Source organism: Williamsia phyllosphaerae (assembly GCF_014635305.1).
Lineage (GTDB): Bacteria > Actinomycetota > Actinomycetes > Mycobacteriales > Mycobacteriaceae > Williamsia_A > Williamsia_A phyllosphaerae.
In genome coordinates this window covers 2,379,348-2,406,250 of the sequence record NZ_BMCS01000001.1, presented here as the reverse complement: position 1 = coordinate 2,406,250, position 26,903 = coordinate 2,379,348, and the positions used below count along the sequence as shown (strand labels likewise).

The window sequence follows — 26,903 nt, the reverse complement described above, 5'->3', positions numbered from 1 at the left end:
CGACTACCGCGCCGGGGTGGTGGTCGGCGTCTGACCGGGTAGGACGATGCCGGGGATCGTCGGGAGCTGTATCCCCGGCGGTGTCGTGGTCGTCGGCGTCTGAGCGCCCTCGGGGTCGTTCGTCCCGTCGGAGGTGGACGTGGTCGATGTCGATGGAACGGACGTCGACGACGAGGTCGGTGTCGAGGTCCGGGTCGGCTCGGTGTAGTCCGGCGTCTCCTCGGTGGTGCGCGGCGCCGCGGTCCGGGTCGCCGACGCGGCGGCGTTTTGCTCGTCGACGGTCTTGTAGTGATCCGCCCGCTGACCGTAGAGCATCAGCAGGCCGACGAAGAGGATCACCAACGCAGCCGTGGTGGTCCGTACACGGCCGCCGAAGAGCCTGCGGGGAATCCGATCGGAGAACTTCTTCGGTGGTGTCTCGTCGGAGTGGGACCCGGCGGCCGGCTGATCAGGGGTGCTCATCGGTTCGACTCCGCTTGTGCCGGGGCACCCATGGCCCCGGTCTGGATGGTTTCTCCGGGGGCCAGCGAGATGCCCGCACGCCCGAACGCCCGCACGATCCGCGAGCGCAGGTCACGGCTCACCTCGAACTGTTTGCCTGGCAGGGTGCGCGCAACGATGCGGACGGTGACCTCGTCGATCTCCATGTCGGTGACCCCCATCGGGGTGGGTGCGTCGAGAAGCAGCGGACGCATCCGGGGATCGGCGAAGGTCTGTTCACCGATCCTGCTCAGGATCTCGTTGACCCGGCTGATGTCGGCTCCCGCCGGCAGCGGGATGTCCACCACCGATCGGGCCCAGTCCTTGGACAGATTGATCGCCTTCACGATCTGCCCGTTGGGCACCGTGATCACCTCGCCGTCGGAGGAACGGATCTTGGTGACCCGCAACGTGACATCCTCGACGGTGCCCTCGGCGGGCGGGATCCCGCCCGCGACCGCCAGTTCGACCACGTCACCGAAGCCGTACTGCTTCTCGGTGATGATGAAGAACCCGGACAGCAGATCCTGCACGATGCGTTGTGCACCGAAACCCAGGGCGGCACCGAGAACCGTGGCCGGCGCCACGAAGCCGGTGATCGGGACGTTGAGCAATCGGATGATGTTGAAGGCCACGACGAGGTAGACGATGACGATGGCCACCCAGGAGATCACCTGCGCGACCGAGTGGCGATGCTTCTCCGACTCCGACCGGACGAGTTCGTCGCTGTTCTTGAAGCCCTGATCGATACGGCCGGTGATGCGTGCGGTGGCCCACTGGATCACCCGTGTCGCGATCAGCGCAGCGAGGACCAACAGGATGATCGGCAGGCCGCGCAACGACAGCGTCCGGATGAGATCGCCGGTGCCCGCCGGTGTCCAGGCCGTGTAGTAGACGGTGTGGTGCACAGGGCTCCTAGGTGTTCTGGGCGGCCATCCGCCAGCGGATCCCGGACTCGATGAAACCGTCGAGATCGCCGTCGAGGACAGCGGTCGGGTTGTTGACCTCGTACTCGGTCCGCAGATCCTTCACCATCTGGTAGGGGTGCAGGACGTAGGAGCGCATCTGGTTGCCCCAACTCGAGCCGCCGTCGCCCTTGAGGGCGTCCATCTCGGCCCGCTCCTCCTTGCGCTTGACCTCGAGCAGCTTGGCCTGGAGCACCTTCATCGCGGCGACCTTGTTCTGCAGCTGGCTCTTCTCGTTCTGGCAGGTGACCACGATGCCCGTGGGCACATGGGTCAACCGAACCGCGGAGTCGGTGGTGTTGACCGACTGTCCACCGGGCCCCGACGACCGGTAGACGTCGACGCGCAGGTCGTTCTCGTCGATGTCGATGTGGTCGGTGGTCTCGACCACCGGCAGCACCTCCACCTCGGCGAATGAGGTCTGGCGACGGCCCTGGTTGTCGAACGGGCTGATCCGGACCAGGCGGTGGGTGCCCATCTCGATCGACAGGGTGCCGTACATGTAGGGCGCCTTGACCGCGAACGTCGCGCTCTTGAGGCCGGCCTCCTCGGCGTAGGACGTGTCGTAGACCTCGACGCCGTAGCCGTGCTTCTCGGCCCACCGGATGTACATGCGCATCAGCATCTCGGCCCAGTCGGCGGCGTCGATACCACCCGCGCCCGAGCGGATGTTGACCAGCGCGTCGCGGGCGTCGTACTCGCCGCCCAGCATCGTCTTGACCTCCATCGCCTCGATGTCGGTGCGTAACGACGCGCGCTCGGCGTCGGCGTCGGCCAGAGCGGAGACCTGGTCGTCTCCCTCCTCGGCGTCGGCGAGCTCGTAGTGGACCGGCAGGTCGTCGAGACGCTGACGCAGTTCGCTGACCCGCCGGAACTCGGTCTGCGTGTGGGAGAGCTCGCTGGTGACCTGCTGGGCGTGCTCCTGGTCGTTCCAGAGCTCGGGGTCGGCGGCCTGGTGCTCGAGCTCGCTGATCCGCCGGGACAGCTCCTCGAGGTCGAGCACCTTCTCCACGGTCGTGAGAGTGGTGTCGAGCGATTCGAGGTCTGCGGCTATGTCGGGATGCACGGTGTATCAGGCTACCGGGCACAGCCCGGTCGATCTCCCGCTACTGCGCGGGCGGCACCTGGAGGTCGCCGAAGCGCCAGCTCGTCTCGGCCTTGCCCGGCTTGTAGACCACCGGCATGTCCGAACCGATCTGCGGCCAGGGCGTTTTGCCGGTCAGCACCAGGTCGCCGTAGACGTCGGTCGGTGCGGTGTCGGGACCGACGATGGTTCCCGAGACGGTGCAGAACATCTGGTCGTTCTTGTCGCCGGCGTCGGGGCGGTCGCTGACACCGGTCACCGTGAACGTGCCCTGCACGAACGATCCGGCACCCGCGCCGCCGAACAGACCACCGCCACCGGGTCCTCGGCCGCGCTGCTTCACGAAGACCGCGAGCAGGACGACCAACATCAGCGCGAACGCGATGGTTATCAGCATGGGAAGCGCCGACCACCTCTCAACTCCGGGAATGGGTGCCACGTAGCCTACCGGGCATGATGTCCGCCTCGGTTTCCGATCTGCAGCTCGCATTGACGATGGCTGATCGCGCCGACGCGATCACCCGCGCCCGGTTCGGCGCGATCGATCTCGAGGTGTCGTCGAAACCCGATCTCACCCCGGTTTCCGACGCCGACCTCGCCACCGAGACCGAGCTGCGCGCGGTCCTGTCGGAGCACCGACCCGACGACGCCGTGCTCGGCGAGGAGTTCGGCGGGTCGCCTCTGCTGACGGGCCGGCAGTGGGTCATCGATCCGATCGACGGGACCAAGAACTTCGTACGCGGCGTCCCCGTGTGGGCGACGCTCATCAGCCTGCTCGTCGACGGCACCCCGGTTCTCGGCGTGGTGTCGGCGCCGGCGCTGTCCCGTCGGTGGTGGGCCGAGTCGGGCTCCGGCGCCTGGGCGCAGGTGAACGGGGCGAACGCGCGCCGAGTGCGTGTCTCGGGGGTCGACTCCATCGACGCTGCGAGCCTGGCGTTCTCGAGCCTGAGCGGCTGGGGGGATCTCGGTGTCCGCGGTCAGTTCATCGCGCTCACCGACGAGGTGTGGCGGGTGCGCGGATACGGCGACTTCTACAACTACTGCCTCGTCGCCGAGGGGGCGGTGGACATCGCCGCCGAACCCGAGGTGTCGCTGTGGGATCTGGCCGCTGTCGACATCCTCGTGCGCGAGGCCGGCGGGGTGTTCACCGACCTCGGCGGAACGGGCGGCCCGCACGGCGGCAGTGCCATCGCCAGCAACGGTCTGTTGCACGACGCGGTGGTCGCCGCCCTGGCCTGAGTCGGCCGTCTCCGACCCACACATGCGGATCGACGCATAGTGTGGGGGCATGCGCATCACCCACTTCGGACATTCCTGTCTTCTGGTCGAAATCGACGGCACGACAATCCTGTTCGACCCCGGGACGCTGTCCCACGGGCTCGCCGGGATCACCGGACTCGACGCGATCCTGGTGACCCACCAGCACGCCGACCACATGGACGTCGACGCACTCCCCGACCTGGTGGCCGCCAACCCGAATGCCGCCCTCTACGCCGACCCGCAGACCACGCAGCAACTCAACGACGACGACGTGGCCGGGAGATGGACCGCGGCCAACGCCGGGGACGAGTTCACCGTGGGTTCGGTGACCGCTCGGGTGACCGGTGGCGAGCACGCGATCATCCACCCCGACATCCCCGGCATCGACAACGTCGCCTACCTGCTCGGCGACGCCGGCCAGTCGGCGAAGTTCATGCACCCCGGCGACTCACTGTTTGTGCCGCAGGAGAAGGTCGACGTCCTCGCGACCCCCGCGGCCGCTCCCTGGATGAAGGCCGGCGAGGGTGTGGACTACCTGCGTGCCGTGGCCCCGCGTGTCGCCTTCCCGATCCACGAGGCGATCCTGTCCGACGCCGGGGTGGGCTTCTTCAACGGCCTGCTCGAGAACATGAAGTCCGACGGGACCGACTTCCTCGTGCTGCCGCGCGAGGACGCCCTCGACATCAGCTGACCGGCGGGAACCACCCGGTGTTCGCGACGGCGTCGATCCCCCGGGCGATGCCGTAGGCCACCCAGAGCCCGGCGACCGTCCACACCACCGGATGTCGCAGGATCGATTCGATGTGGGACAACCGGCGCGGCGCGGTGATCGCGACCACGGCGACGAGCACCACCATCGACGCGACGAAAGCCATGCTGAGCGGCCCGAACGCGTTGTAGGTGAACGCGTTCGACAGATCCCCGTGACCGATCGCGACCCAACTGCGGGTCAGACCGCAGCCCGGGCACGGCAGTCCGGTCACCAGCCGGAACGGACACAGGATGGGGCCGTTCGTGCTCATCGACTCCGGGACGACGACGGCGGCGGTCAGTGCCGTGGCACCGACCACCGCCGCCGCGATCACCGTTCCGCCCGCGTACGTCGGGCGGGTCGAACTCACTTGAGGGGCAGACCCTTCGAGTCGGGCACCTTGCGCAGGATGATCAGGATGAAATCGATCAACGACCAGATCCCGAGTCCGCCACATGTCACCAGCTTAAGGACACCCAGGCCGGTGTAGCCCAGCCAGAACCGGTCGACGCCGAGACTGCCGACGAAGAACGAGATCAGGACCGTCGTCAGCCAGTCCTTGTCGGAGAACAGTCCCGGCACCTGGGCGACCGGGAACCAGCTGCTCGTCGCGGTCCGGACCTGGGTCTCGGGTTTGACCTGACCCGAGCGGGTCAGGTTCTGCAGATCGCCGTAGGACAGGGGGCCCTGTTCCTGGCCGAGAAACGATGCGTAGAACGTGTCGGTGTAGGGACCCTGCGGAGGTTGCACAGGCTTTCCCATGTTGGATGGTTGCGTCATGCGCAACAGAATAAGCGACATACCGCCCGGCGATCCGCTAAGTCGGCAACTTTCGCCGTAAGGCGTCACAGCGGTGAGGTGTATCACGTTCGTGACTTCCACCTGACCGTTCGGTAAGGTCTATCTTACTGCTGAGTAAGTTCAGTATTGTCCGTGGTAATCAGAGAAATCGACTACGAAACTGCAGGTGCGAAATGTCCACACACACCGAGCCTCGCGACACCTCCGCGGTCGGCAAGAACCCCCAGAAGACGAACGCGATCGGCGCCGCGATGCGGGTCCTCTCGGTTCTGGCCGGGTCTGACATCGCCGAACGCTTCGGTCTCCGCGAGCCGATCAACCGTGTCGCCTTCCAGGGCACCAAGAGTGGATTCCAGACCCTCGGCGCCGCAACCCGCGCGTTCAAGGCGGTCCAGGGTGGCGGTTCACCCAAGCGACTGAGCACGCCGGGCAAGGACTACTTCAACATCGCGCCCGACGATGAGCAGAAGATGATCGCCGACACCGCGCGCGAGTTCTCCGAGGAGATCCTCCGCCCGGCCGCGCACGACGCCGATGAGGCCGCGGTGGCTCCCGTGGAGCTGCTGACCCGCTTCGCCGAGCTCGGCATCACCACCATCAACGTCCCCGAGGAGTTCGACGGCGCGGCCACCGAGCGCGGCGTGGTCACCAACGGTCTCGTGGCCGAGGCCATGGCCTTCGGCGACATGGGGTTGGCCCTCCCGCTGCTCGCACCCAGCGGTGTCGCGACCACGCTCACCCAGTACGGCAGCGACGCACAGCAGAAGACCTACCTCCCGGATTACGCCGGCGAGCAGGTCCCGCAGTCGGCTGTCGTCATCGCCGAGCCGCGCGCGCTGTTCGACGCTTTCGACATCAAGACCCGAGCGACCCGTTCCCCGAGCGGCTACAAGCTCGACGGCGTGAAGTCGTTCGTCCCGGCCGCCGGGTCGTCGGAACTGTTCATCGTCGGCGCGCAGCTCGACGGACGTCCCGCACTGTTCATCGTGGAGTCCGACTCCGACGGACTGGTCGTCGAGGCCGACCCCGGCATGGGCGTCCGCGCCGCCGGTATGGGTCGTCTGCTCCTCAACGGGGTGTCGGTTCCCAAGTCGGCGTTGCTCGGCGAGGAGGAGGGCGAAGCCGCCTTCGCCGCCTACCGCGACGTCGTCCGACTGTCCCGACTCGGCTGGTCTTCGCTGGCCGTGGGTACCTCACAGGCCGTGCTCGACTACGTCGTCCCCTACGTCAACGACCGCGTCGCCTTCGGTGAGCCGGTCTCCAACCGTCAGGGCGTGGCGTTCCCGGTCGCCGTGATGGCCACCGAGCTCGACGCCCTGCGCCTGGTCACCCAGCGCGGTACGTCGCGCGCCGAGCAGGGTCTCTCCTTCGCCCGCGAGGCCGCACTGGCCCGGAAACTGGTCTCCGACAAGGGCATGCAGATCGGTTCCGACGGAGTGCAGCTCCTCGGCGGACACGGCTTCACCAAGGAGCACCCCGTCGAGCGGTGGTACCGCGACCTGCGCGCGGCCTCCATCGGCGAGGGCATCGTCGTCCTGTAAGACACCTGATCCACCTCCCAGCTCTCACCTCGAAAAGAGAAGACAATGGCAATCAATCTGGAACTGCCCAAGAAGCTCCTGGTGACCGTCGATCAGGCGCACCAGGCGGCGGCGAACATCTTCCGGCCCGTCTCACGCAAGTACGACCAGCGTGAGCACGACTACCCCATCGAACTCGACACCCTCGCCAGCCTCTACGACGGTCTGACCGAGACCGGTCAGGCGGGCGCCGGCGCCGACGGCGGTCGCGCACAGCCCGAAAAGACACTTCCCAAGGGCGCTGTCGCCAACGGCGGCAACATGCAGGCCTGCCTCAACGTCCTCGAGACGTCTTGGGGCGACGTGGGTCTCGTGCTCAGCATGCCGTTCCAGGGACTGGGCAACGCGGCGATCTCCGCGGTCGCGACCGATGAGCAGCTCAAGAGCTTCGGCAAGGTGTGGGCCGCGATGGCCATCACCGAGCCCGGCTTCGGTTCCGACTCGGCGGCGGTCTCGACCACCGCTGTGCTCGACGGCGACGACTACATCATCAACGGCGAGAAGATCTACGTGACGGCCGGTTCGCGAGCCACCCACATCGTGGTGTGGGCGACCGTGGACAAGAGCGCGGGCCGCGCCGCGATCAAGAGCTTCGTGGTCCCCCGTGAGCACCCCGGCGTGACCATCGAGCGTCTCGAGCACAAGCTGGGCATCAAGGTCTCCGACACCGCGCAGATCCGCTTCGAGAACTGCCGCATCCCGAAGGAGAATCTCCTCGGTTCGCCCGAGGTGGACACCAAGAAGGGGTTCGGCGGCGTCATGCAGACGTTCGACAACACCCGCCCGATGGTGGCCGCCATGGCCGTGGGTGTCACCCGTGCGGCACTCGAGGAGATCCGTCGTCTGCTCGAGGAGGCCGGGGTCGAGATCGACTACGACAAGCCTGCGCACACGCAGCACGCCGCGGCCGCGGAGTTCATCCGCCTGGAGTCCGACTACGAGGGCGCGTACCTGCTGATGCTGCGTGCCGCCTGGATGGCCGACAACAAGCAGCCGAACTCCAAGGAGGCGTCGATGTCGAAGGCCAAGGCCGGACGCACCGTCGTCGACGTCTCCACCCGCGCGGTGGAGCTCGCAGGCACGTTGGGCTACTCCGAGCACCTGCTCCTCGAGAAGTGGGCGCGTGACTCGAAGATCCTCGACATCTTCGAGGGCACCCAGCAGATCCAGAACCTGGTGATCGCCCGTCGCGTTCTGAACAAGAGCAGCGCCGAGCTGAAGTAGGCTGCGGACACGAGTTGCCGAGAGGCCCGGGTACACCGAGGGGTGTGCCCGGGCCTCTTTTGGTTCTCGACCCCGCAGTGAGCCGCAGTGAGCCGCGGGGAACCGTCGATCCTCAGACCACCTCGGAGCCCACCGCGGCCATCTCCGGGTCATCCACGGGCGCGGCCTGCGGTTGCCTGCGCTCGCCCTGGGTGATCGCCATCAGCACCATCCCCACCGCCAGCAGGATCGTCGAGGCCCAGAAGGTCTCCTGCACGCCGACGGTGAACGCATGCAGCTCGGTGCCCCCGGCCGCCCTGCTGGCCGATCCGAAGATCGTCACCAGGATCGCCAGCCCCAGCGTCCCACCGAGCTGCTGCATCGTGTTGACCATCCCCGACGCCGCACCGGCGTCCTCGGGTGCGACACCCCGCAGCGCGGCGGTGGTCAACGACAGGAAGGACATCCCGCCGCCGAGTCCGATCAGCACCATCGGTCCCACGAGCTCGGCATAGCTCGACCCCTGGTGGATCTGGGTCAGCCACGCCATCCCCGCCATCGCGGCGCCGAACCCGACGAGCAGCAGCGTCCGCGCGGTGAAGTGGACCGAGGCGTAGCGCGCGGAGAACTGCGTCGCGAGGAACGTCGACGCGGTCATCGGCAGGTAGGCCAGACCGGTCTGCAACGGTCCGTACCCGAGGACGTCCTGCAGGAACTGCGTCAGGAAGAACATCATGCCCATGAACCCGGCCACCATCACCAGACGCCCGGCGTAGGCCGACGCACGGGGAACGCTGGCGAACAACCGCAACGGCGTGATCGGTTGTGCCGCACGACTCTCGGCGAGCACGAAGGCCACGAGCAGCACCACCCCGACACCCAGCGACGCCAACGTCGTCGGCGAGGACCAGCCGCGCTCGGCCGCACTGACCAGTCCGTAGACGAGCGCACCGATCCCGACCGTCGAGTACAGCGCACCCTGGAGGTCGAACTGTTTGCGGCTGCGGGCGGTCGTCGGCAGCGACACCGCGCCGGCGATCAGGACCAGGATGCCGATGGGGACGTTGACGAACAGGACCCAGCGCCAGTCCAGCCACTGGGTGAGCGCCCCGCCGAGCACCAGGCCGATCGAGAAGCCGCCGATGGACACCGCCGTGAACAGACCCAGGGCTCGATTGCGCTCGCGCCCTTCGGGAAAGCGGGTCATGAGCAACGCCAGTGCCGCCGGTGCGGCGACCGCGGCGCCCACGCCCTGCAGGGCTCGTGCGGCCAGGAGTTCGACGCCACTGGTGGCGAACCCGCCCGCCGCGGATGCCACCACGAACAGCGCCAGCCCGGCCAGGAACGTCCGACGACGTCCGAGGATGTCGCCCATGCGGGCACCCAGCAGCAGCAAACCGCCGAATGTGAGGGTGTAGGCGTTGAGCACCCACGACAGCGATGTCGACGAGAAGCCAAGCGCCCGTTGAATGTCCGGCAGGGCAACGTTGACGATGGTGGCGTCGACGACCACCATCAGCTGGCAACCGAGCACGCTGATGAGCACCAGGGTGCCGAGATGGTCTCGAAGTCGGTTCGACCAACGGCGTGGTGACGCCGCCGTCTCGCGGACGGAATGGATGAAAGACATGTGTGGTCTCCCTCAGGGGTTGGAGTACACTCGAGCGCGAAACGGAAGCTTCCTCCGGTTACGATACGGAGGAACCCTCCGCTTTGCAACCGTCTGACGATTCTGCCGTTCTCACCGAGGAGGACTGGTGACCAAGGCCACCGAGCGAGCACCGCGCGCCGATGCCCTCCGCAACCGCGACAAGCTGGTCACAGCCGCGCGGGCGGTTTTCGCCGAGTCGGGCGTCGATGCTCCGCTCGATCGGATCGCCGCAGACGCCGGCGTCGGAATCGGCACGCTCTATCGCAACTTCCCCAGCCGCGAGGCACTCATCGAGGCCGTCTACCGCAGCCAGTCCGAGGAGATCGTGGCCAACGGACGACGGTTCGGTGAGACCCTGCCGCCCGATGACGCGCTGGTCGCGGTGTTCGGCGAGTACCTGCGGACCGCCGCGTCCAAGCGGGGCATGAAAGAGGTCATCCTGGCCGAACTCGGCGCCGAGGCGCCGGTGTTCGTCGACTCACGCGCGGCGTCGCAGGAGATGATCGGCACGATCCTCACCGCCGGCCAGGAGCAGGGGACGTTCCGGTCGGACGTCACCGCGGCCGACGTCTTCCGTCTCATCGGCGGACTGTCGATGACGTGCCACCCGAACATGGCCCCGGCCGACAGCGCGCCGATCGTCCGCGTCGTCATCGACGGGCTACGCCGCGTCGGCTGAGTTCTCCGACCCCGGCCGGGTGTCCCGGACCACAAAAACCTGGTGTTCCGCGTCACCCCGACACCGTGCTGAGCACCTGTCCATCCCGACCGCGACACGCCGAGATGCGCTGCACTTCTGCTGAATTCGGGTGCCGTTATCGAAGCGTTATCACCCCGGGGACTTCACGATCGTGAATGTGACCTACCGGCAGCTCACCTCGTAGCGTCGCCGACGGTCCGAGAGCGGGTGCGTCCCGATCTCGGCGACCGTGCGCGTTCTCTGCGTGCGGGACAGCTAGGAAACCGTCGGACGATCCAGGTCGCCGGCGGGATTGGAGACACCATGAACACGAAGTTTCGGACCCTTGCCGCCCGGACCGCCATCACCGGCGTCCTCGCCGCCGCCCCGCTGACGCTCCTCGCCGGAACCGCGTCCGCCGAGGGTGGACACAACTGGGACGCCGTCGCTGCGTGCGAGAGCGGTGGCAACTGGGCCATCGACACCGGCAACGGCTTCTCCGGCGGCCTGCAGTTCACCCCGAGCACCTGGGCCGCCAACGGCGGATCGGGCAGCCCGGCGAACGCGAGCCGCGAAGAGCAGATCCGCGTCGCGGAGAACGTCCTCGCCTCGCAGGGACCCGGCGCATGGCCCGTCTGCGGCGCCAACCTCTGATCATCTAGATCAGGTCGCGTAGCCCTCGCGACCCACAGGTTCACGTGGAACCCGCAGCCGTCGGCTGCGGGTTTCGCGCTGTGTGGCGGATGCCAGATTGGACAGATTGCGTGCGTTTGAACACTATTAGAGAAGATTCGCTGGATCGCTTGATGTCATTCGCTATTGTCAACGTGGACTGCAGTCCATCTCGGGCCGCGTGAGGGTGAGGAACGTTTCAGATGAACACACGTCGCGCGACAGTCACGCGCGGAACCGGGCGCGACGTATTGCTCGACGCAACCCTGCAGCTGATCGGTGAGCGGGGGCTGCACGCGATCACCTTGCGCGAGGTCGCCGATGCGGCCGGGCTGTCGTTGGGATCGACCACGTACCACTTCGCCGACCGCGAGGCGCTGATGCTCGCCGCGCTGGGGCGCTATGCGGACTCGGTGGTCACCCGCTGCGAGGCGGCCCTGGTCAAGGCCGAGCTCGAGACCGCTTCGCCGCGCGCCCTGATGCGATCGGTCTTCGAGGACTTCAGCGCCTCGTACTGCGAGCCGAACCGCATGCTGGCCCAGCTGGAGATGTACACCGAGGCAGCCCGCAACCCGGCCGTCGCGGAGATCAGCGCCCGCTGCCTCGCCGCTTACCGCGGCTTGCTGCTGGGCGCGTTCGGGATCGCCGGTCTCGACGAGGACGAAGCACGCGCACGGGTCAACCGCGTGCTCGTCTACGCCGACGGACTCGCTCTGCAGAGTGCCGCCGACGGCACACCATGCGAACTGCAGCCGGACGCCTCGACCGTCCTGTGGGCCCTGGCCACCACGCCGCTGTAGTCCGTACGTAGTACTCCTGACGAGGTCGCGCACGCGTCTGCGCGACTGGGCTGCGCCACCCGCCGTCGTCCGCTAGAACTGTCCTGACAGGTTCTGCCGACGTCGCGACGGGGTGTCGATGCGATTCTCGCTTCTCGGTCCGCTGGGGGTCACGCGCGAGGGAGCGGCGGTCGATCTCGGATCCCCCAAACAACGCGCGGTGCTCGCACTGATGCTGCTGGACCGTGGGCACGTGGTGTCCACGGAGCGCATCTGCGCGGCGGTCTGGGGCGAGCGGCTGCCCGCCAACACGACCGCCAGCCTGCACGCCTACATCTCCAACCTGCGTCGGCTGCTGCGTGACGACGTCACCGGGACCTCGCCGATCGTCCGACAGCCGCCCGGCTACCTCCTCGACATCCCCGCCAAGCAGACCGACCTGGGTGAGTTCCGCGCGCTCGCCACCGCCGCCCGGACCGCCGCCGACGCCGAGGACTGGCCGGTCGTGCTGAGCACCTCGGAACGCGCGTTGGCGCTGTGGCGCGGGCCCCTCCTGGCGGACCTCGCCGACCGCGACTGGGTGTCGGTGGCCGCGACCGGACTCGACGAGATTGTGGTGGAGTGCCGGGAACACCACCTCTCGGCCCTGCTGGCGTCCGCGCAGATCGCCCCGGCCCTGGTCGAGGTGGCCGCCCTACGTCGGGCCCATCCGCTCCGTGATCGCTCCTGTTGGCTGCACATGCTGACGCTCTACCGCGCCGGTCGATCCCCGGAAGCACTCGAGGTGTACCGCCGACACGCGGCCCACCTCGACGAGGAGCTGGGTCTCGAGCCGGGCCCCGAGCTGCGCGACCTGCAGGGGTCGATCCTGCGCCACGATCCGGAACTGACCGCCTGGCCGCGGCGACCCGGATGGACCGGCGCCCGGCCGACCGAGGCGCCGGCCCCGGCGACCCCGCCGACGCCCCGTCCGACCGCTGATCCCCCACCCACGTCGACGCTGGTCGGTCGTCGTCGCGAGATCGAGGCAGTCGAGCACCTCGCCGCCGACGTGGTCGCCGGCGCCACCCGCTGGCTCACGCTCGTCGGGCCCGCCGGGATCGGCAAGACACGACTGGCCCAGTTCGCGAGCAACCGTGTGATCGAGCTGGGCGGGTCGGCCGTGTGGGCACGCAACCCGGAGGAGACGACGCCGATCTGGTGGTCGATGCGTCAGCTCGTCCGTGGTCTCGGCGACGACGCCGACACCGTGCTCGCGGTCCCCGCGGGCGTCGACCCCGACACCGCGCGCTTCGCGATCTATGAGCGGGTGCAGGAACTGATCGAGAACCACGCCCGGTCGGGGCCGCTGGCCCTGGTCGTCGACGACGTCCAGTGGACCGATCCCGCGTCGCTGGGCTGCCTCGCTTATCTGTCGACCGCCCTGACCGACCGGTCGGTGGCGGTGGTGCTGACCCTTCGCGACCAGGCCACCGACCCCGCCCTCACCCGATTGCTCGCCGGCGCCGCGCGCGGACAGGCCAACCGCCAGATGGCCATCCCGGCGATGACGCCCACCGAGGTCGCCATCCTGGCCGACCAGATCGCCGAGGAGTCGCTGACCGACGCCGAACGAGCCACGCTGGCCGAGCGGACCGGCGGCAACCCGCTGTTCGTGTCGGAGTACGCGCGGTTGTCGAGGGCCGAACGTGCCGAGGGCTAGATCCCGGTCGCGGTCCGTTCCGTGCTCGATCGACGTCTGGCCGCCCTCGACCCCGCGGTCCACGACGTGTTGCGTGCCGCCGCCGTCGTCGACGACGTCCTCGACATCCGACTCCTCTCGCGCGCGTGCGGACTCGACCTCGACACCGTCGCCGACCTCCTCGACATCGCCGCCGATCGCCGCATCATCACCACCGGGTCGGACTCCGGCGGTTACGTGTTCGCCCACGGACTGCTGCGCGAGGAGGTCGTGGCGACGATGCCCGCGTTCGCGCGTCGACGCCTGCACGCGACCGTCGCGGAGAACCTGGGGGCGATCAGCGGTGGCGGGGACACGCTGAGCCGCCGCGCGCACCACCTCATGGCCGCCGGTCCGCTCGTCGACCCGATCGAGGTCGTCGAGGCCTGCGCGGCCGCGGCCGACGATGCCGCCGCGCGGTGGAGTTCGGAGACGGCGGCCGTGTGGTGGCGGCACGCGCTGGACAGCTACGACCGGCTCCCGGTCGACGAGCAGGATCCGTCGACCCGCGATCGTCTGACCATGGCATTGCTGCAGGCCGAGGGGCGGGCGGGCCGGGGGCAGACCGTGCTCGACACGGTGCGTGTTCAGCTGCTCGGGGCCATCGACGCGGGGCGGGTGGTCACCACCGGGCGGTTGGCGGGTGCACTGCTCCGATCGAGCGGCTGCTGGCCGTGGCAGGCGCCGTCCACCGATCCGGGACCGCTGATCGAGGTGTTGGAGCGCGCCGAGCGGTTCACCACGGGCGACCCGGAGGCGCACATCACGGTCCTGGCCGCCCTCGCGGTGGGCCACTGCTACAACCCCGACGCCGCCGTACCAGCCGGATATCTGCGGCGGGCCGCCGATCTCGCCGCCCGCACCGACGACCCCGACCTGACCGCCGACGCCCTGCTCGCGTGGCTGATCACCTATTCCGGGGTGGCCACCCACAGCCACGAGACCCTCGTCGCGGTGGACCGGCTGCTCGCACTCGACCATGCGCAGTCGCGTGTGGACACCGTGATCGGCCACTCGGTGGCCACCATGGCGACGATGAGCCTCGGCGACGTCGCCGCGACCGAGAACCACCTGCGGCGCGGTATCGAGGGCAGCGAGGAACTGCGATTGCCGGTGTTGCGAGCGCAGTTGCGGTGGATGGAATCGACGCTCGCCCTGTGGCACGGCGACCTCCCCGAGGCGCATCGACAGCACGCCATCGCCCGTGACGTGCACGAGCAGACCGAGCTGTACGTCGCGGGCAGCGGGATGATCGCGGTCATGGGCCTGGGCTGGGAGCAGGGGACGCTCTCGGACCTCGCCCTCACCGACGACCCGATGCGGTGGATGCAGACGGTGATCGAGGAGCGCGGCGACAACGGGATGGTCGGTGTGGTGGTGGCGGGCACCGCGGCGATCGCCGGCGCCCGGGGCGATCGGTCGCTGGCCGAGACCATGATCGACCGGTGGTGGGAACAGCGTGGTGTCCATGTGTGGACCACCCTCGGCAATGCCGTGCTGCTGGCCCATCTCGTCGCCGATCTGGGGCTGGTCGACCATGTCGAGAGGTTCGTCGCCGACCTCGCACCGTTCGCCGACCGGATCGCCGTCATCGGTCAGGTCGGGTCGGCGGGCCCGGTGTCGTTGGCCCTGGCCCGACTGCACCGATGTGTCGGACGCGTCGACGTCGCGTGCGCATACGCGTCGGGAGCGCTGGCGCTCGGCGAGCGCACCGGCGGCATCCCGACGGTGCTGCGCGCCCGGTTGCTGCTGGCCGATGTCGCCGATGCGTCGCCCGCCCGCACCGCCGAGATCTCCGACATCGCCGAGCGGGCGCAGCGGATGGGGATGCGCGGTGTCGCCGACGCGGCTGCGGCCGTCCTCGCCGACTGATCCACCCGAGCTCCTCGTCCGTGAGCGGTCGACAGACTCGAAAGAGCGCACGCCGACTTCTCCAAGCGGATTGCAAGGCCGGTTCTGCACAGTGTTGCCACACCGGACACACGACGTGAAGGAACACCATGACGACCCTGCCCTCACTGCAGACGACCGACCCGATCTCCGCACTGCGCGCCATCGTGACCGGCGTCGTCGCCGCCCCTGGCGAACCCGGCTACGAGCGGGCCGTCCCGTGGAACGTGTCGGTGCCGGTCACCCCGTGCGCGGTGGTGCTCGCCGCCGATGCCGACGACATCAGCGCCACCGTGCGTGTGGCGGCCGCTCACGGGCTGACCGTCGCGGTCGCCGCCACCGGCCACGGCGCCCTGCCGGTCGACGAGTCGTCGATACTGGTGCACACCTCGGCGTTGTCGGAGTGCACCGTCGACGCCGCGACGGCCACAGCGCGGGTCGGAGCCGGGGTCCGCTGGCAGCAGGTGATCGACGAGGCCACACCGCACGGACTGGCACCGCTGGTGGGTTCGGCGCCCGGCATCGGGGTCGTCGGCTTTCTCACCGGGTGCGGTATCGGACCGCTGGTCCGGTCGGTGGGACTGTCCTCCGACCACGTGCGTTCCTTCGACGTCGTGACCGGCACCGGCGCGCAGCTGCACGTCACCCCCGATCAGCACGCCGAACTCTTCTGGGGGCTACGCGGCGGCAAGGCCACCCTCGGCATCGTCACCGCCGCGGGGATCGACCTGCTACCGATCGCCGAATTCTACGGCGGAGCACTGTATTTCGACGGCGCCGACGCGGGTGCGGTGCTGCGTGCCTGGCGCGAGTGGACCGTCGATCTCCCCGCCGACGCCAACACCTCCATCGCATTCCTGCAACTGCCGCCGCTGCCCGACGTGCCGCCGCCGCTGGCCGGGAAGTTCACCGTCGCCGTCCGGTACGCCTCGCTCGCCGACCCGCAGACCGCGGCCGCGACGCTCGCACCGATGCGCGCGGTCGCCACACCGATCATCGACATGGTCGCGATGATGCCGTACGCCGCGATCGGTGCGGTGCACGCTGATCCGGTCGACCCGATGCCCACCCACGAGCAGCACACCCTGCTCGCGGAACTCACGCCCGAGGGCGTCGAGGCGCTGCTGTCGGCGGCCGGCCCCGACGCCGGCTCGCCGCAGGTGATCGTCGAACTACGCCTGTTGGGCGGGGCGATGTCGCAGCCCGCGCCGGTGCACAGCGCGTTCTGTCATCGGGATGCGGCGTTCTCGCTCATGGTGATCGGCGTGCTCGCCCCACCGATCGCCGACGTGGTGCCCGCGCACGCCGCCGGTGTGGTGGGGGCGATGACGCCGTGGTCGACCGGCGGCGAACTGCCCAACTTCTCCCCCGCCTCGGATCCGGCGCGGATCGCGCGCTGCTACGACGAGGACACGACGGCGTGGCTGGCCGCGTTGGCCGACGACCACGATCCCGACGGGGTGCTGCGGGTCGGCCAGGTGGTCAGAACGCCACGCGCGTGATGGTCTCCGCGACCAGCGAGGGCTTGGCGGCGTCGCGGACGGTCAGCGACTGGGTCACGATCATCTCGACGGAGCCGTCGGGCTTGGTCGTCGCCTCCGACAACGTCGCGGTCAGCTGCACGTCGGACCCGACCGGGACCGGCGACGGGAAGCGAACCTTGTTCGACCCGTAGTTGATCCCCAGTTTCGCGTTCTCGATGGAGTAGATCTGCCATGCGAGCATCGGCACGAGGGACAGCGTCAGGTAGCCGTGGGCGATGGGACCGCCGAACGGGCTCTCCGCGTTCGCCCGCTCCACGTCGACGTGGATCCACTGGTGATCGCCGGTCGCCTCGGCGAACTGGTTCACCCGCTCCTGGGTGACGGTGAGCCACTCGCTCGTGCCGAGGGTCTCGCCCACGGCGGCCAGGATGTCGTCTGCAGATGTGAACGTTCGCATGACGTCGAAGCTACCGGCCTAGCTACGCGAGTAGGCGCGAAGTGGTCCCTGCGCGCCGCTGTAGCTGTTCTTGTCGACGGGTCCGGAGATCCCCGGGATGCGCGCTTTGTCGGTGTACTGCCAGAAGGTCCACCGACTCCATCCGCCCGGGAGCGGTCCGGGCTGCGCCCTGCCGTTGTAGTCGGCGATCCACAGCGGGTAGCCCCTGAACTGGGTGGTGTCGGCCATCCTGGTCCGCCAGAAGTTCGGATAGGTGTAGATGATCGGCGTACGCCCGGTCAGGGCGCGGACGGTGTCGAGGTACTGATGGGTCCACCCGATCAACGCCGCGGGCGACAGGCCGCCCGACTGCTCGAGGTCGAGCACGGGCGGCATGTCGCCATAGCCGTTGATCCCGAGGGTGATCGTCGCGAACAACGCCGCCTGCGGTGCGGCGGGCAGGCTGGGGTCGGCGTAGTGGTACGAGCCGCGGGCCACCCCCGCCAGGCGCATCCCGATCGAGTCGGGGACGAAGTACGGGTTCACGTACGACAACCCCTCGGTGGCCTTCACCATCGCGAAGTTCTGACCGGACGCCTTGACGGCGAACCAGTTGATCAGCTGACCTCCGTCGTGTTGATGCGACGACACGTCCGGACCGGATTCCGCGTTTGCGACGGCTCCTGAGCCCATCACCAGCGCCGATGCCGCCATGACGGCGGCCGTGACGCGCCGCCATCGTTGACAAGAAGTCGAAGTCATGGTGTGACGGTAGGTGCTCGAGTGGGTCCAGGTACAGCTGTGGCGCGATATTCGCAGGAGGTTGGTGTGAATGTCACCCGCGGGAAGGGCGTCAGCCCAGCGGGTTACCGCCCGGCGCCGAGTCGCCCATGTCGGTGATGCGGTCCCACTGCGCCCGCAGTTCGTCGACCGACGGGGGCGCGTCGAACTTCGCACCCGTGCTGCGGAACAGCTGCGCTCGCTGCACCTGGCCACCCCCGACCTCGAAGATCGAGCCGGTGTCGGTGCACTCCTCGCTCATCAGCGCGACGATGACCGGGGCGACGAACGCGGGCGAGATCTTCTCGAGCATCTCCGCGGGCGCGATGTCCTCGGTCATGCGGGTCGCCGCCAGCGGCGCGACGGCGTTGGCCGTGATCGAGTACTTCGCGCCCTCGACGGCGAGGGTGTTGATCAGACCGACCAGTCCCATCTTCGCGGCGCCGTAGTTGGCCTGCCCGAAGTTGCCGTAGAGACCGCTGGTCGATGTCGCCACCACGACGCGGCCGAAGTGCTGCTCGCGGAAGTGCGGCCACGCCGCACGGGTCACGTTGTAGCCGCCGTACAGATGCACCTTGAGCACGGCGTCGAACGCCTCGGCGGTCATCTTGTGGAACGAGCTGTCCCGCAGGATGCCGGCGTTGTTGACCACGCCGTGGATCGCGCCGTAGGTGTCGAGCGCGGTGCGGATGAGCGATTCCGCCCCCTCGGCGGTGGCGACGGAGTCGTAGTTGGGCACGGCCCGACCGCCGGCGGCGATGATCTCCTCGACCACCGCGTCGGCCATGGTCGACCCCGACCCGGAACCGTCCCGCGCGCCACCGAGATCGTTGACGACCACCAGCGCGCCCTCCGCGGCGAGCAGCTTCGCGTACTCCCGACCCAGCCCGCCGCCGGCACCGGTCACCACGACCACCCGATCCTCGACACCGCTCATCTGCACTCTCCCCGTCGTCGGTCGCGAGATCCGCCACTCGCGGCACTGCACTGTGTTCTACCCCACGGCATCGACCCGGCCCGGCCTAGGCTCGCGTGCATGCGGCTCTACCTCTCCTCCATGGGCGTGGGCGATCACCCCGACCGACTCGTCGAGGTGCTCGGCTCCGGCGCGTCGGTGGGCGTCGTGCTCAACGCGGTCGACGACCGGCCCGACGACGAGACGCAGATGGCCTGGGAGGTCGAACGCGACGAACTCGAGCACCTGGGCCTGCTCCCGGAGCGACTCGACCTGCGTTCCGACACCGACGTCGAGCGACTGCGCACGGTCGACGCCCTGTGGGTGCGGGGCGGCAACACCTTCGTCCTGCGCGCGGCGATGGCCAGGTCAGGGGCCGATGACGTCATCATCCGTCGCATCCTCGACTCGTCGCTCGCCTACGCCGGATACAGCGCGGGGGCCGCGATCCTGTGCGCGGATCTGACCCTGATCTCCGAGATCGACGACCCCCGGGCGGCCGGAACGGATCCGCTGATGACCGGGCTGGGGATCCTGGATCGGCCGCTGATCCCGCACGTGGGGACGACCGCGTTCGAGGAGGGCAGGCTGTGCACCGCGCTGCACGAGCGGCTCACCGCCGCCGGCATCGCCCATCACGCTCTGCGCGACGGCGACGCGCTCGCGACCGTGGCGGGTCGACTGCTTCCCACTCCGCGACGCCACTGAGGACGCCCCACGGCCGGTCTCGGGCGATACACGCGTGTACCGCAGGTCAGAGCGTCCACGGACGGCGACCCGGAACCCGATTGACGGTTTACAACCGTGCACCCGACCCGTACCGTGACAATGAACGTTGACTACAACGAGTGTTGTCAGATTACGGAGGTGTGCGATGACGGTGACCGCAGACAGTGTGCAGGCGACCCGACTCGATCAGGGGCCCGGCGAGGTGTCGGATCGACTGATCGCATCGGCAGCGCGGCTCTCGCGCAACGCGATGACCGAGATCGACTGGTCCGAACCGATGGACCCCTCCAAGTACGGCTGTAGCCCCGAGTGGTGCTCGCTGTACGGCACCGAGATGTGGGACGAACTGACCGAGGAACAGCAGATCGCGCTCACCCGGTACGAGTTCGCGTCGGTCATGACCAACGGGATCTGGTTCGAGATGATCCTGCAGGAGATGGTCATCCGTGACCAGTACCTCGGCGAGTACCACTCGCCCGAGTTCCAGTGGTCACTGATCGAGATCGCCGACGAGTGCCGTCACTCGCTGATGTTCGCCAAGGCGTCGGAGAAGATGGTCGGCGCGTCCTACCGCCCGTCGCGTTTCGTCGGCTGGTTGGGCAAGGCGTTCATGGCGCTGGCCCGCAACGAGGTCGCCTACGCCGCGATCCTCGTCGCCGAGGAGGTCCTCGACGTCTTCCAGCGTGGCTGCATGAACGACGACCGCGTGTTGCCGTTCGTGCGGACCGTCAACGAGATCCACGTGCTCGAGGAATCGCGCCACATGAAGTTCGCGCGCGAAGAGGTCCGCGAGTCGATGGTCGGCGTCGGCTGGTTCCGTCGCCAGTTCAGCGCACTGATCATCGCGATCGCCTCGTTCGCCATCGTGACCAGCCTGCACGACCCGAAGGCGTACTCCGACGCCGGACTCGACCGGGACCGCGCCGTCGCGACGCGGAAGCGCAACAGCCACTTCCACTCGATGATGCGCACCAGCTGCGTGCACCTGATGGAGTTCCTCGACAGTGTCGGCCTGCTGACCCGGCCCGCATCGTTCTGGTACCGCAGGGCACGCATCCTGTAGACGTCGAACGCCCCTCCGCGGGCGTCCGAGATCGAATCGTCCCGACAAAGAAGTGGGGTAACCGCAATGGCGTTCGCCATCACACAATCGTGTTGCAGCGACGCGGGGTGCGTCTCGGTCTGCCCGGTCAACTGCATCCACCCCGCACCCGGCGAACCCGGGTTCGGTTCAGCGGACATCCTGCACATCGATCCCGACACCTGCATCGACTGCGGCGCCTGTTCGGACGCCTGCCCGGTCGACGCGATCTTCCCCGTCGACCGGCTCGGACCGCGTGACGCGCACTTCGCGGAGGTCAACGCCGCCTACTACCGCGACCGCGAGACCTCGCAGGCGTTCTCCCCGACCGAGTACATCGCCCTGCAGCGCCTCCCCGACGACCTGCAGGTCGCGGTCATCGGCACCGGCCCGTCGGCCGGCTACGCGATCCGCACCCTGCTGATGCGCACCGACGCCCAGATCACCGTCATCGACAAGCTCCCCACGCCCGGCGGGCTCGTGCGGTCCGGTGTGGCCCCGGACCACCCGGCGACCAAGAACATCACCCACGGTTTCGACCTGCACCTGCGCGATCCACGGGTCACGCTGCTGGGGAATCTCGAAGTGGGCAAGGACTTCTCGCCCACCGAGCTCGCGCAGCACTTCCACGGCGTCATCTACGCCATCGGCGCGTCGGAGCCCAAGCGTCTGGGCATCCCCGGCGAGGATCTCCCGGGCAGCACCTCCGCCACCGAGGTCGTCGCCTGGTACAACGGCCTGCCCGACGTCTCGAACCCGTTGCAGTCCGCCCGTGTCGGGCGCACGGTGTTGGTGGGCACCGGCAACGTGGCCCTCGACATCGTCCGACTGCTGCACACCGACGTCGACGATCTCGGCCGCACCGACATCGCCGACCGGTCGCTGCCGTTCCTGCGCGACAACCGCGTCGGCGAGGTCGTCCTTCTGGGGCGGCGCGGGCCTGATTCGGCCGCGTACACGCCGGCGGAGTACGCCGCGCTCGCCAACACCCCGGGTATCGAGATCGTAGCCCTCGACGGTTCCGATCCGGCGTCGATCGACTTCTCCACCCCGGTGGACCCGAGTCGTAAGCGGATCGTGTTCCTGTACAACACCTCTCCGCTCGAGGTCGTCGGCAACGGCCAGGTCGCCGGGGTCCGGGTGCGCACGGGTGAGACCGAGCACCTCATCCCGGCCGACAACGTCGTCTCCTCCATCGGCTACCGGACCCGACCCGTCGCCGGGCTGCCGTTCGACGCCGACGCGGGTCGGATCCCCAACGCCGACGGACGGATCGTCGACGGGACCGCACCGGTCCCCGGCGCCTACGTCGTCGGATGGGCTCGACGGGGTCCCTCGGGTGGTATCGGCGCCAACCGCGCCTGCGCCGAGGAGACCGTCCAGGCGTTCATCGACGACGCCGCGTCCGGCGCGCTCGACGTCAGCACGCGTCCGGAAGGCGGGTTCGCCAAGCTCCTCCGGCGCAAGAACCTGAAGCCGGTGCGCCACCGCGGGATCCGCGCCATCGACCGGATCGAGCGTGAGCGTGGCGAGAGCTCGGGTCGACCGCGGGTGAAGCTCACCGAGCGCGCGGAGATGTTGGCCGGCGCCAAGGCGCGCCGATCGTTGCCGATCTTCCCCCGCAAGCGCGACCGCTGACGCAGGGCTAGTCCCGCAGGACGGCCTCGAAGGCCACCCGGTCGCCGCGGTAGAGCGACCTGACCTTCTCGATCGGACGTCCGTCGACGTCGAGGCTGCGTCGGTGCATCAGCAGCATCGGCATCGCGGTGGTGGTCTCGAGCAACGTCGCCTCGCGGGGTGACGCCAGAACGGTCTCGATGCGCTCGTTCGCGCTGCCGAAGTGCACACCGACCTCGCGGATGGCTGCGTACAGCGAGGTGGTGGGATCGAAGGTGTCGGTGAAAGAACCGAAGCGATTCCAGGGCAGGTAGGTGCTCTCCAACCCCAGGCGTGCGCCGTCGGCCAGCAGGACCCGCTCGAGATGCATCACGGTCGACCCGGACTCGATGTGCAGCTCCTCGCACAGCTCGTCGTCACCGGTGATGTCCTCCCACGTCACCAGCAGACGCCCTGGCACCCGACCGTGGCTGATGGCGCCCTCGGTGTACGACAGCAGCGACAGCGGTTGGACGAGCTTGGGCGCCGAGACCACGGTGCCGCGTCCCCGTCGCTCGATACGACCCTCGACCAGCAACTCGTGAAACGCCTGACGGACCGTCTCGCGCGACACCCCGAAGCGCTCCGCCAGGTCGCGCTCGGCGGGTACCGAGTCCCCCACGTGCAGCGTCTCGACGATCCGTTCCAGTTCGGTGCGCACGGCGTAGTACTTGGGGACCCTGGGTGCCGCGGTCACCGAGACGCCACCCGCCGCGCGAACTCCAGCACCTGGTCGATCGACAGCGCCTGCGCCCCGGGCACTTTGGCGGCGTCGTCGTAGCGGCGCAGCCGCAGTGCATCCGGCCACCAGGCGTGATCGACGCGGGATGACCCGGCGATCGCGCCGCCCTGATACGCCAACGACCGGATCGAGGTCGGCGACAACGTCGCGGCATAGTCGGGGTCGGTGGCGGCGAGGTACTGCTTGGCCTCGACGTGCGATCCGGCCAGCCACCCGACGCGGGCACCGAAGTGCGTGGTGAGCCACTGCTGCGCCGCCGCCTCGTGACCCACCGACGCATCGACGGCCACCAGCGGGCTGTGCCCGACGTCGTGCAGCACACTCGCGAGCACGAGTTCGTCGTCGGCGCCGTCGGCGACCGCCCGGGCACCCGCCTGCAGCGCGTGGTCGAGTTCGTCCACCTCGACCTCGTCCCACACCCCACGCAGCGAGGCCAGCACCTCCGCCGTCTCGTCGATGACGTCCATTCCCTGAGCCTAGCGTATTGGTCTATACCAATTGTTAACCCAGCGTTGTCCCGCTCGTCATTGATTGGTCTAGACCAATCGTGCACGCTGGCCTCATGAGAATCATCGTCATCGGCGGAGGCATCCTCGGCACCTCCCACGCACGCTCGGCCGTCCTCCGCGGCCACCACGTCGTCCACCTGGAGCGTGAGGCGGAAGCGCGCGGCGCCACCGTGCGCAACTTCGGCCTCGTCTGGGTGTCCGGCCGCAGCGCGGGGGAACTGGCGACCGCCAACCGATCCCGCGATCTGTGGGAAGAGATCGGCCGTTCGGTTCCCGGCGTGGGCTTCCGCCCCGCGGGCTCGATCACGTTGCTGCGCAGCGCAGAAGAGGTGGCCGTGGCCGAGGACGTGGCCGCGCGCACCGACGCAGCCGACCGCGGTTTCCGTCTCCTCGATCCGGACGAGGTGCTCGCCGTCAACCCCGCGTTGCGCGGTAAGTACCTCGCCGGCCTGCACTGCACCCGCGACGGCGCCGTCGAGTCACGGGTGGCGCTACCCGCCATCCGGCAGGCGCTCGGCAACACCGGTCGCTACGAGTTCCGTTCGGGATGCGAGGCGCGCGAGGTGACCTCGTCGTCGGCCGGGGTCACCGTGCGCGACGACTCGGGTCGAATCCACCACGGCGACAACGTCGTCCTGTGCGCCGGAGCTGCCCACGGCGGTCTCGTGCGCGAACTCGCCGGTGAGCTACCCGTGCGTCGGGTGCGCCTGCAGATGATGCAGACCGCGCCGCTCGACGAGCCAATGACCACCGCGATCGCCGACGGCGACAGCTTCCGCTACTACCCGGCGTTCGCCGGCGAGACCCTCGACGACCTCGCCACACGGCAGCCACAGGCCGAGGTCGCCGCCGAGCACAGGATGCAGCTGCTGTGCGTCCAGCGCAGCCACGGCGGCCTCACCATCGGCGACACCCACCACTACGACGAACCGTTCGACTTCGACGTGGCCGAGGCCCCGTACGACCACCTCCGCGGCGTCGTCGAGGAGCTGCTCGGCCGGGATCTGCCCCCGATCGTCCGACGCTGGGCCGGCGTGTACTCGCAGTGCACCGATCCGGACGAGATCGTCTGCCGCCGTGAGGTGTCACCCGGCGTCTGGGTCGTCACCGGCCCCGGCGGACGCGGCATGACGCTCGGTCCGGCCATCGGCGAGGACACCGCCGACGCGATGCACCTCTGACACCTCCGACCCCCGCACACCACCTCGCGAAAGGGACACACTTGTCCACCACCACGCCCGCTCCCATCGCGCTCGCAGTCCTCGACATGGCCGGTACCACCGTCTCCGACGGTGGGCTCGTCCTGCAGGCCTTCGACGTCGCCGCCACCGCCGCCGGGATCCCCGACGACGGACCCGAACGAGAGCACGCCCGGCAGTACGTGATCGACACCATGGGCCAGTCCAAGATCACCGTCTTCCGCGCGCTGACCGGCGACGACGAGGACCGTGCACAGGCCGGCAACCGGGCCTTCGAGGCCGCTTACGACGACCTGATCGGCACCGGTGACATCCGTCCCATCGCCGGCGCAGCGGAGACCATCGCACAGTTGCGCGGCTCCGGGATCAAGGTCGCCCTCACAACGGGTTTCAGCCGCGCCACCCAGCACCGACTCCTCGACGTCCTCGGATGGTCCGACGTCGCCGACCTCACGCTGTCACCCGAGGAGGCAGGCCGCGGACGCCCGTACCCCGACCTCGTCCTGCGCGCGGTCCTCGACCTCGGGATCGACGACGTCCGCACCGTCGCCGTGCTCGGTGACACCTCCAGCGACGTCCTCAGCGGCCTGCGCGCCGGGGCGCGCATCGTCGCGGGCACCCTCACCGGCGCCCACGACAGAACACAGCTCGAGGGTGCCGGCGCGACGCACGTCGTCGACTCCATCTCCGATTTCGGCCAGCTCGTCCTCTCCTGACACCACCCGCCACTCCACTCCACTCCACTCCCAAAGGATCCCCATGTCTGTCCGATCTCGTCGAAACCGACTTCGCCACATCGCCATCGCACTGACCTCGACCGCCGCCGTGCTGGTCACCGCCACCGCCTGCGGTGGAACCGGCACCTCCACGTCGGGCTCCGACACCGTCACGGTCTACAGCGCCGACGGCCTCGGTGACTGGTACAAGGCCGAATTCGCGAAATTCACCGAGCAGACCAAGATCTCGGTGAACTATGTGGAGGCCGGCTCCGGCGAGGTCGTATCCCGTGTCCAGAAGGAGCAGTCCAACCCGCAGGCCGACCTCATGGTGACGCTGCCGCCGTTCATCCAGAAGGCCGACGACGCCGGGCTGCTCGCGGAATCGGGGGTGGACACCTCGGCCGTCGCCGCCGACAACAAGGACTCCGCGGGCAAGTACGTCTCCATCGTCGACAACTACCTGTCGTTCATCCGCAGCCCCCGGGCGACACCGGCGCCCACCACCTTCGACGATCTACTCGACCCCCGCTTCGCCGACAAGATCCAGTACTCGACCCCCGGACAGGCCGGTGACGGGACCGCGGTTCTGCTCCTGCTGCAGCATCTGCGCGGCGAACAGGGTGGCCTGGACTACCTCAAGCGCCTGCAGGCCAACAACGTCGGCCCGTCGAGCTCCACGGGCAAGCTGCAGCCGAAGGTGAGCAACGGCGAGATCATGGTGGCCAACGGCGACGTGCAGATGAACCTCACGTCCATCCGCGACGACAAGTCCGCATTCGAACTGTTCTTCCCGGCCGAGTCGAACGGCACCAGAACCACGGTGTCATTGCCGTACGTCGCCGGTGTCACCTCGGGTGCGCCGCACTCGGAGAACGCGAAGAAGCTGCTCGAGTTCCTGCTGTCCTCCGACGTGCAGAAGACCGTCGGGCCCGACGCCCTCGGGGTGTCGGTGCGCACCGACATCCCCGCCGACACCGCGGCGAACTCACCGGCCCAGGCCATCTCCGGCGTCACGGTGTGGCGGCCGGACTGGAACTCGGTGCTCTCCGGCCTCGACGGAGGCGTCGCCGCGTACCAGAAGGCCACGGGGAGTTGATC

At 68.7% G+C, this 26,903-nt stretch carries 28 protein-coding genes; 16 read left to right on the top strand and 12 right to left on the bottom strand.

The window, feature by feature from the left end; translation table 11 throughout:
* Positions 1 to 3: 3 nt before the first annotated feature.
* From IEV93_RS11165 to IEV93_RS11150, 4 genes are read right to left on the bottom strand one after another with little or no spacing between them, the layout of a single operon-like run.
* On the bottom strand, positions 4 to 462 hold the full coding sequence (locus IEV93_RS11165) for an Rv3103c transmembrane domain-containing protein (RefSeq protein ID WP_188489637.1): 459 nt from the start codon (positions 460 to 462) through the stop codon (positions 4 to 6).
* Positions 459 to 1,388 (bottom strand): mechanosensitive ion channel family protein, encoded by a 930-nt coding sequence (locus IEV93_RS11160; RefSeq protein ID WP_188489635.1) that lies wholly within the window; start codon positions 1,386 to 1,388, stop codon positions 459 to 461. Before IEV93_RS11160 ends, IEV93_RS11165 begins: the two co-directional genes overlap by 4 nt.
* A gap of 7 nt (positions 1,389 to 1,395) precedes the next feature.
* Positions 1,396 to 2,511 carry a peptide chain release factor 2 gene (prfB, locus tag IEV93_RS11155; RefSeq protein WP_188489633.1) on the bottom strand — a complete coding sequence of 372 codons (1,116 nt, stop codon included), beginning with the start codon at positions 2,509 to 2,511 and terminating at the stop codon, positions 1,396 to 1,398.
* A 40-nt stretch (positions 2,512 to 2,551) separates the two neighbouring features.
* Positions 2,552 to 2,926, bottom strand: coding sequence for a hypothetical protein (locus IEV93_RS11150; RefSeq protein WP_188489631.1), 375 nt, complete (start codon positions 2,924 to 2,926; stop codon positions 2,552 to 2,554).
* 59 nt (positions 2,927 to 2,985) lie between these two features.
* Between IEV93_RS11150 and hisN the strand changes: the two genes are divergently transcribed.
* On the top strand, positions 2,986 to 3,768 hold the full coding sequence (hisN, locus tag IEV93_RS11145; protein ID WP_188490533.1) for a histidinol-phosphatase: 783 nt from the start codon (positions 2,986 to 2,988) through the stop codon (positions 3,766 to 3,768).
* 49 nt (positions 3,769 to 3,817) lie between these two features.
* Entirely contained in the window at positions 3,818 to 4,480 is a 663-nt protein-coding gene (locus IEV93_RS11140; protein ID WP_188489628.1) for an MBL fold metallo-hydrolase, read from the top strand.
* Here IEV93_RS11140 and IEV93_RS11135 read toward each other — a convergent pair.
* Positions 4,473 to 4,910, bottom strand: coding sequence for a DUF2752 domain-containing protein (locus IEV93_RS11135; RefSeq protein ID WP_229705035.1), 438 nt, complete (start codon positions 4,908 to 4,910; stop codon positions 4,473 to 4,475). The two genes, IEV93_RS11140 and IEV93_RS11135, sit on opposite strands and share 8 nt — an antisense overlap.
* Positions 4,907 to 5,320: an NINE protein gene (locus IEV93_RS11130; RefSeq protein ID WP_229705034.1), complete on the bottom strand. Its 414-nt coding sequence runs from the start codon at positions 5,318 to 5,320 to the stop codon at positions 4,907 to 4,909. Before IEV93_RS11130 ends, IEV93_RS11135 begins: the two co-directional genes overlap by 4 nt.
* 194 nt (positions 5,321 to 5,514) lie before the next feature.
* Here IEV93_RS11130 and IEV93_RS11125 point away from each other — a divergent pair, with 194 nt between their 5' ends.
* Together IEV93_RS11125 and IEV93_RS11120 are read left to right on the top strand one after the other, a co-directional pair.
* A complete protein-coding gene (locus tag IEV93_RS11125; protein WP_188489626.1) occupies positions 5,515 to 6,882 on the top strand; it encodes an acyl-CoA dehydrogenase family protein in 1,368 nt (455 codons plus the stop codon).
* Positions 6,883 to 6,927: 45 nt separating this feature from the next.
* On the top strand, positions 6,928 to 8,145 hold the full coding sequence (locus IEV93_RS11120) for an acyl-CoA dehydrogenase family protein (protein ID WP_188489624.1): 1,218 nt from the start codon (positions 6,928 to 6,930) through the stop codon (positions 8,143 to 8,145).
* A 112-nt stretch (positions 8,146 to 8,257) separates the two neighbouring features.
* Here the strand turns inward: IEV93_RS11120 and IEV93_RS11115 are convergent, their stop codons facing one another.
* Positions 8,258 to 9,754, bottom strand: a complete 1,497-nt coding sequence (locus IEV93_RS11115) for an MFS transporter (RefSeq protein ID WP_188489622.1) — start codon at positions 9,752 to 9,754, stop codon at positions 8,258 to 8,260.
* 127 nt (positions 9,755 to 9,881) lie between these two features.
* Between IEV93_RS11115 and IEV93_RS11110 the strand changes: the two genes are divergently transcribed.
* The 6 genes from IEV93_RS11110 (at position 9,882) to IEV93_RS11090 (ending at position 17,017) form a co-directional block, all read left to right on the top strand.
* On the top strand, positions 9,882 to 10,454 hold the full coding sequence (locus tag IEV93_RS11110) for a TetR/AcrR family transcriptional regulator (RefSeq protein ID WP_188489620.1): 573 nt from the start codon (positions 9,882 to 9,884) through the stop codon (positions 10,452 to 10,454).
* A gap of 324 nt (positions 10,455 to 10,778) precedes the next feature.
* Positions 10,779 to 11,108, top strand: coding sequence for a transglycosylase family protein (locus IEV93_RS11105; RefSeq protein WP_188489618.1), 330 nt, complete (start codon positions 10,779 to 10,781; stop codon positions 11,106 to 11,108).
* A 221-nt stretch (positions 11,109 to 11,329) separates the two neighbouring features.
* Positions 11,330 to 11,926, top strand: coding sequence for a TetR/AcrR family transcriptional regulator (locus tag IEV93_RS11100; protein ID WP_188489616.1), 597 nt, complete (start codon positions 11,330 to 11,332; stop codon positions 11,924 to 11,926).
* Between the two features lie 118 nt (positions 11,927 to 12,044).
* Positions 12,045 to 13,607: an ATP-binding protein gene (locus IEV93_RS22670; RefSeq protein WP_308691058.1), complete on the top strand. Its 1,563-nt coding sequence runs from the start codon at positions 12,045 to 12,047 to the stop codon at positions 13,605 to 13,607.
* A gap of 21 nt (positions 13,608 to 13,628) precedes the next feature.
* Complete coding sequence (locus IEV93_RS22665; RefSeq protein ID WP_308691057.1) at positions 13,629 to 15,497, top strand: ATP-binding protein; 1,869 nt, start codon at positions 13,629 to 13,631, stop codon at positions 15,495 to 15,497.
* Between the two features lie 128 nt (positions 15,498 to 15,625).
* Positions 15,626 to 17,017, top strand: a complete 1,392-nt coding sequence (locus tag IEV93_RS11090; protein ID WP_188489614.1) for an FAD-binding oxidoreductase — start codon at positions 15,626 to 15,628, stop codon at positions 17,015 to 17,017.
* Here IEV93_RS11090 and IEV93_RS11085 read toward each other — a convergent pair.
* The 3 genes from IEV93_RS11085 to IEV93_RS11075 form a co-directional block, all read right to left on the bottom strand.
* The gene (locus IEV93_RS11085) at positions 16,998 to 17,456 is read right to left on the bottom strand and encodes a MaoC family dehydratase (RefSeq protein WP_188489612.1); all 459 of its coding nucleotides are present in this window, start codon (positions 17,454 to 17,456) and stop codon (positions 16,998 to 17,000) included. The two genes, IEV93_RS11090 and IEV93_RS11085, sit on opposite strands and share 20 nt — an antisense overlap.
* A gap of 18 nt (positions 17,457 to 17,474) precedes the next feature.
* Complete coding sequence (locus IEV93_RS11080) at positions 17,475 to 18,197, bottom strand: glycoside hydrolase family 25 protein (RefSeq protein ID WP_188489610.1); 723 nt, start codon at positions 18,195 to 18,197, stop codon at positions 17,475 to 17,477.
* Between the two features lie 91 nt (positions 18,198 to 18,288).
* Positions 18,289 to 19,152 (bottom strand): SDR family NAD(P)-dependent oxidoreductase, encoded by an 864-nt coding sequence (locus IEV93_RS11075; protein ID WP_188489608.1) that lies wholly within the window; start codon positions 19,150 to 19,152, stop codon positions 18,289 to 18,291.
* A 99-nt stretch (positions 19,153 to 19,251) separates the two neighbouring features.
* On the opposite strand from IEV93_RS11075, the gene IEV93_RS11070 reads away from it, so the two are divergent.
* From IEV93_RS11070 to IEV93_RS11060, 3 genes are all read left to right on the top strand, one after another.
* Positions 19,252 to 19,878, top strand: coding sequence for a Type 1 glutamine amidotransferase-like domain-containing protein (locus IEV93_RS11070; protein WP_188489606.1), 627 nt, complete (start codon positions 19,252 to 19,254; stop codon positions 19,876 to 19,878).
* Between the two features lie 166 nt (positions 19,879 to 20,044).
* Entirely contained in the window at positions 20,045 to 20,962 is a 918-nt protein-coding gene (locus IEV93_RS11065; protein WP_188489604.1) for an AurF N-oxygenase family protein, read from the top strand.
* Between the two features lie 66 nt (positions 20,963 to 21,028).
* Positions 21,029 to 22,618, top strand: coding sequence for a 4Fe-4S binding protein (locus IEV93_RS11060; RefSeq protein ID WP_188489602.1), 1,590 nt, complete (start codon positions 21,029 to 21,031; stop codon positions 22,616 to 22,618).
* Positions 22,619 to 22,625: 7 nt separating this feature from the next.
* On the opposite strand, the gene IEV93_RS11055 is transcribed toward IEV93_RS11060, so the two are convergent.
* Together IEV93_RS11055 and IEV93_RS11050 are read right to left on the bottom strand one after the other, a co-directional pair.
* Positions 22,626 to 23,333: a GntR family transcriptional regulator gene (locus IEV93_RS11055; RefSeq protein ID WP_188489600.1), complete on the bottom strand. Its 708-nt coding sequence runs from the start codon at positions 23,331 to 23,333 to the stop codon at positions 22,626 to 22,628.
* A complete protein-coding gene (locus tag IEV93_RS11050; protein WP_188489598.1) occupies positions 23,330 to 23,845 on the bottom strand; it encodes an HD family phosphohydrolase in 516 nt (171 codons plus the stop codon). Before IEV93_RS11050 ends, IEV93_RS11055 begins: the two co-directional genes overlap by 4 nt.
* Positions 23,846 to 23,940: 95 nt before the next feature.
* Here IEV93_RS11050 and IEV93_RS11045 point away from each other — a divergent pair, with 95 nt between their 5' ends.
* From IEV93_RS11045 to IEV93_RS11035, 3 genes are all read left to right on the top strand, one after another.
* Entirely contained in the window at positions 23,941 to 25,068 is a 1,128-nt protein-coding gene (locus IEV93_RS11045) for a TIGR03364 family FAD-dependent oxidoreductase (protein ID WP_188489597.1), read from the top strand.
* An 86-nt stretch (positions 25,069 to 25,154) separates the two neighbouring features.
* Complete coding sequence (locus IEV93_RS11040) at positions 25,155 to 25,802, top strand: phosphonatase-like hydrolase (RefSeq protein ID WP_229705155.1); 648 nt, start codon at positions 25,155 to 25,157, stop codon at positions 25,800 to 25,802.
* Between the two features lie 43 nt (positions 25,803 to 25,845).
* A complete protein-coding gene (locus IEV93_RS11035; protein ID WP_188489593.1) occupies positions 25,846 to 26,901 on the top strand; it encodes a 2-aminoethylphosphonate ABC transporter substrate-binding protein in 1,056 nt (351 codons plus the stop codon).
* Positions 26,902 to 26,903 lie beyond the last annotated feature (2 nt).

Coding starts and splice junctions, on each gene's coding strand:
- IEV93_RS11165 (WP_188489637.1), bottom strand. CDS start 462: ATGAGCACCCCTGATCAGCCGGCCGCCGGGTCCCACTCCGACGAGACA.
- IEV93_RS11150 (WP_188489631.1), bottom strand. CDS start 2,926: ATGCTGATAACCATCGCGTTCGCGCTGATGTTGGTCGTCCTGCTCGCG.
- hisN (WP_188490533.1), top strand. CDS start 2,986: ATGTCCGCCTCGGTTTCCGATCTGCAGCTCGCATTGACGATGGCTGAT.
- IEV93_RS11140 (WP_188489628.1), top strand. CDS start 3,818: ATGCGCATCACCCACTTCGGACATTCCTGTCTTCTGGTCGAAATCGAC.
- IEV93_RS11130 (WP_229705034.1), bottom strand. CDS start 5,320: ATGACGCAACCATCCAACATGGGAAAGCCTGTGCAACCTCCGCAGGGT.
- IEV93_RS11125 (WP_188489626.1), top strand. CDS start 5,515: ATGTCCACACACACCGAGCCTCGCGACACCTCCGCGGTCGGCAAGAAC.
- IEV93_RS11120 (WP_188489624.1), top strand. CDS start 6,928: ATGGCAATCAATCTGGAACTGCCCAAGAAGCTCCTGGTGACCGTCGAT.
- IEV93_RS11115 (WP_188489622.1), bottom strand. CDS start 9,754: ATGTCTTTCATCCATTCCGTCCGCGAGACGGCGGCGTCACCACGCCGT.
- IEV93_RS11105 (WP_188489618.1), top strand. CDS start 10,779: ATGAACACGAAGTTTCGGACCCTTGCCGCCCGGACCGCCATCACCGGC.
- IEV93_RS11100 (WP_188489616.1), top strand. CDS start 11,330: ATGAACACACGTCGCGCGACAGTCACGCGCGGAACCGGGCGCGACGTA.
- IEV93_RS22670 (WP_308691058.1), top strand. CDS start 12,045: ATGCGATTCTCGCTTCTCGGTCCGCTGGGGGTCACGCGCGAGGGAGCG.
- IEV93_RS11090 (WP_188489614.1), top strand. CDS start 15,626: ATGACGACCCTGCCCTCACTGCAGACGACCGACCCGATCTCCGCACTG.
- IEV93_RS11085 (WP_188489612.1), bottom strand. CDS start 17,456: ATGCGAACGTTCACATCTGCAGACGACATCCTGGCCGCCGTGGGCGAG.
- IEV93_RS11080 (WP_188489610.1), bottom strand. CDS start 18,197: ATGACTTCGACTTCTTGTCAACGATGGCGGCGCGTCACGGCCGCCGTC.
- IEV93_RS11075 (WP_188489608.1), bottom strand. CDS start 19,152: ATGAGCGGTGTCGAGGATCGGGTGGTCGTGGTGACCGGTGCCGGCGGC.
- IEV93_RS11070 (WP_188489606.1), top strand. CDS start 19,252: ATGCGGCTCTACCTCTCCTCCATGGGCGTGGGCGATCACCCCGACCGA.
- IEV93_RS11065 (WP_188489604.1), top strand. CDS start 20,045: ATGACGGTGACCGCAGACAGTGTGCAGGCGACCCGACTCGATCAGGGG.
- IEV93_RS11060 (WP_188489602.1), top strand. CDS start 21,029: ATGGCGTTCGCCATCACACAATCGTGTTGCAGCGACGCGGGGTGCGTC.
- IEV93_RS11050 (WP_188489598.1), bottom strand. CDS start 23,845: ATGGACGTCATCGACGAGACGGCGGAGGTGCTGGCCTCGCTGCGTGGG.
- IEV93_RS11045 (WP_188489597.1), top strand. CDS start 23,941: ATGAGAATCATCGTCATCGGCGGAGGCATCCTCGGCACCTCCCACGCA.
- IEV93_RS11040 (WP_229705155.1), top strand. CDS start 25,155: ATGGCCGGTACCACCGTCTCCGACGGTGGGCTCGTCCTGCAGGCCTTC.
- IEV93_RS11035 (WP_188489593.1), top strand. CDS start 25,846: ATGTCTGTCCGATCTCGTCGAAACCGACTTCGCCACATCGCCATCGCA.